Origin of the sequence: Jatrophihabitans sp. (assembly GCF_051960575.1) — a bacterium.
In the GTDB taxonomy this organism is placed as follows: Bacteria; Actinomycetota; Actinomycetes; order Mycobacteriales; family Jatrophihabitantaceae; genus JBQCEE01.
In genome coordinates this window covers 1-3,368 of the sequence record NZ_JBQCEE010000294.1, presented here as the reverse complement: position 1 = coordinate 3,368, position 3,368 = coordinate 1, and the positions used below count along the sequence as shown (strand labels likewise).

At 74.5% G+C, this 3,368-nt stretch carries 4 protein-coding genes and 1 pseudogene; 2 read left to right on the top strand and 3 right to left on the bottom strand.

Annotated elements, in window-relative coordinates; genetic code table 11:
- Together ACTHMS_RS16465 and ACTHMS_RS16460 are read left to right on the top strand one after the other, a co-directional pair.
- Positions 1-1,115: hypothetical protein (locus tag ACTHMS_RS16465; protein ID WP_440307749.1), on the top strand; the 1,115-nt coding region annotated here is incomplete at its 5' end.
- Entirely contained in the window at positions 1,112-1,777 is a 666-nt protein-coding gene (locus ACTHMS_RS16460) for a PaaI family thioesterase (protein ID WP_440307748.1), read from the top strand. The genes ACTHMS_RS16465 and ACTHMS_RS16460, both read left to right, overlap by 4 nt.
- On the opposite strand, the gene ACTHMS_RS16455 is transcribed toward ACTHMS_RS16460, so the two are convergent.
- From ACTHMS_RS16455 to ACTHMS_RS16445, 3 genes and pseudogenes are all read right to left on the bottom strand, one after another.
- Positions 1,713-2,321: a DedA family protein gene (locus ACTHMS_RS16455; RefSeq protein WP_440307747.1), complete on the bottom strand. Its 609-nt coding sequence runs from the start codon at positions 2,319-2,321 to the stop codon at positions 1,713-1,715. The genes ACTHMS_RS16460 and ACTHMS_RS16455 overlap by 65 nt on opposite strands.
- Positions 2,318-3,082, bottom strand: a complete 765-nt coding sequence (locus tag ACTHMS_RS16450) for an MBL fold metallo-hydrolase (protein ID WP_440307746.1) — start codon at positions 3,080-3,082, stop codon at positions 2,318-2,320. The genes ACTHMS_RS16455 and ACTHMS_RS16450 overlap by 4 nt, the downstream gene beginning before the upstream one ends.
- A pseudogene (locus ACTHMS_RS16445) lies at positions 3,079-3,368 on the bottom strand (hypothetical protein); the annotation flags it as partial. The gene ACTHMS_RS16450 and the pseudogene ACTHMS_RS16445, both read right to left, overlap by 4 nt.

The following is a 3,368-nucleotide window of genomic DNA, read 5'->3' as shown; positions in this document are numbered from 1 at the left end:
CCGGACGTCGCCGACCGTGGCGGTCGGGCGTCGGCGCCGTGCTGGCGCTCGGGCTGCTGGTGCGGGCGGTGCTCGTCCCGGTCACCCACGGCCAGGACTTCGTCGTCTGGGACCTCGCCACGCGCGCGACGCTGCACGGCACGGACGTCTACGCCCACCATCCGGCGTATCCGGCCGGGCCGTACGCCTACTTTCCGTTCTTTCTCTACGTCGAGCTGCCGTTCCAGTGGCTGGCCCTGCACACCGGCGTGGCGTTCACCGTGCTCGGCAAGCTGCCGATCATGGCCGGCGACGTCATCGCCGCCGTCGTGCTGCGCGGCGAGCTGCGCGCCCACGACCTCGACGACCGGGCGGTCACGACAGGTGTCGCACTGTGGTTCCTCAACCCGCTCGTGCTCTACGACGGCGCCTGGTACGGCCGGTTCGACAGCCTCGCCGTCGCCGCACTGCTGATGACTCAACGCCTGTTGCGGACGAAGCACGCCGGCGGACCGGCCTGGTACGCGATCGCGGTGACCGCGAAGACCTTCCCGGTGTTCGTGCTGCCGGGCGTGCTCCGGGCGGCGGGACGGCGTCGGTGGGTGTGGCTCGGCACGCTCGTCCTCGTCACGCTCGTGCAGTCGGCGCCCTACCTGCGCTCGTGGCACGCGATGGTCGACGACATCGTGCGGCACGACGCCACCAAGGGCCCGCAGGCACTGTCGTGGCAGACCGTGCTGCTCGGCCGGCTCGACGACCACGCGCTGCGGCTGGTCGGCGACGCCCTGCTCGTGGTCCTGGCCGTGGCGACGCTCGCACTGCTCTGGATCGAGCTGTTCGAGCGGTACGTGCTCGCCGTGCTGGTCGCATTCCTGCTGACCAGCAAGGTCGTGCTCGACCAGTACCTCGTCTGGCCGCTGCCCTGGCTGGTGCTGGCGACGGCGACCGGCCTGCGCCGCAGCAGCGCCGCGACGTTCGCCGCCCTCACGGTGCTGGGTCTGGTCGCGAACGCCGACCTTCATCCGTTCGGCCGCGGCCCGGCCTGGCTGACCGTGCCGCTCGCGCTCGGCCTGGCCGCCTACCTGATCACACTCGTCCGGCACGGTAGAACACGTTCTCGTAGGCTGCCGACATGACCGACGCTGCCGACGCCGCTGCCGCCGCCGACGCCGCTGCCGACCGCCTCGGTGCGGCCATCCGGGCGCTCGCCGACACCGTCGTGCGCTGCGGCGCCGACCCGACCGATGTCGACGCGGCGGCCGCCGAGCTCGAGCGCATCCGCGCGACGCTCGCCGCGCCCGGCGAGCACGAACGCCTCCACGACAGCCCGTTCCACCCGATGAGCCTCGTCGGCGGCCGCGCGCACCCGGTCGCCCCGCAGCTGTTCGTCCGCGACATCGGCGACGGCGTGGCCGGCACCGTCACCCTCGGCCCCATGTACGAGGGCGGCCCCGGGCTGGTGCACGGCGGCATCCTGTCCCTGCTCATCGACCACGTCATGGGACAGGCGCTCTACGTCGCGGGACACGCCGCGATGACCGTCTCGCTCGAGGTGCGCTACCGGGCGCCGACGCCGATCGGCACGCCGCTCGACGTCACGGCCCGCCTCGACCGGCAGGACGGCCGCAAGCTGCACCTGATGGCCGGGATCAGCATCGACGGCACGCCCACCGTCGAGGCCCGCGGCGTCTTCGTCGCCCTGACCGCCGACAACGTCGCCGCGATCTTCCCGCCTACCCGCGTGCCGAACGAGACGCCGGAGGAGCACTTCCGGCGGGACGCCGCAGCCGACGCGTGATCGCCGGCGCGGCACTGACCAGCAGCACCAGCACGATCGCCGCGACGACGCCCTGCCACGTCTCGGGGAACACCGACCGCCCCGCCACGCCGATGCCGGCGTAGACCGCCGACCACAGCGCGGCCGCGCCGACGTCGGCCGAGGCGTACCGGCGCAACGGGTAGCCGCCGAGCGCCGCCGCGAGCAGCACCGGGATGCGTCCGGCCGGGACGAGCCGCGAGAGCAGCAGCGTGCGCAGCTCGTGCCGCTCGATCTGTTCCTGGAAGCGGTCGAGCGCCGCCTGCCGTGACTCCTCCTGCAGCCAGCGCACGTGCCGGGACAGCTGGTCGCCCGCGAAGCGCAGTGCCGCGTAGACGATCAGGTCGCCGACATAGGCGCCGAGCGCGCCGACCCCGATGAGCACCGGCAGCAGCCACCAGTGGTCCTCGACCGCGAGCACCGCCCCGACGCTCACGGCGGCCCCCGTCGGCACCACCGGCACGACGGCGCCGAACGCGACGACGCCGAAGACACCGGCCAGGTAGGCGACCCCGAAGCCGCTCACAGCGCCACCGACCCGCCCGGGGCCAGCACGTGCGCCTGCGCCGCACCGTCGAGCGCCTGCGCGAACGCCTCGCCCGGCTCGACGAAGCGGTGCCGGTGCACCGCCGGCGCGACGGTGCGCAGCCCGACCGGCCAGAAGGTGCCGAAGTGGATCGGCACGGCGTGTTCGGCGCCGACCCGACGCACCGCCTCGGCCGCCTGCACCGGGTCGAGGTGCTCCGGGCCGAGCGTCGGACCCCAACCGCCGACCGGGACGATCGCCGTCCGCACCGGGCCGATGTCGCACAGCCCGTCGAACAGCCCGGTGTCGCCGGCGAACCAGACGCTGTCGGCGGGATCGGACGCGCCTGACAGCACGTACCCGACCGCGGGCCCGCGGTGCCGCGAACCCGGCAGCCGCCGCCCGTCGTGATGGGCGGCCACCACCCGCACGAAGACCCCGGCGACGGTGAACTCGTCGCCGGGCGCCACCTCGCGCACGCGGTCGCGACCCACTGCCTTCCGCACCAGCCGCAGCGCGCCCGCCGGCACGAGCACGGTGGCGTCCGGACGCACCCGCTGCAGCGAGGGCAGGTGCAGGTGGTCGGCGTGCAGGTGCGACACGACCACGAGGTCGGCGTCGGCGGCCTCGGCGGGCACCGGGGCGGCGTACCGCCGCAGGTGCGCGAGCCGGTCGGTCAGCAGCGGGTCGGTGAGCACGCGCCGGCCGCCGAGCGCCACGGTCACGCACGCGTGCCCCCACCACGTGACGCCGACGGTCATGCGTCCACCGGGAGTCTCGACGCAGTACCCGACGAGCGCAGCCCGAGCTGCTCGAGCCGCCCGACGAGGGCGCCGAAGACGTCGACGCCCGTGAGCGGCGCGCCGGGCGACGACGGCGTGATCGCGGGCCATGCCGTGGGCACCACCAGCACCGCCTCGGTCTGGTCGGCCCCGAGACCCCCGTGCGAGCCGACGAGTTCCTCGAACGCGGCCACCTCGTCGGTGTCCGGGTCGACGCGGCCGAGCAGCACCAGGTCGCCGACGTGCGGGGTGCGGTCGAGCGCCA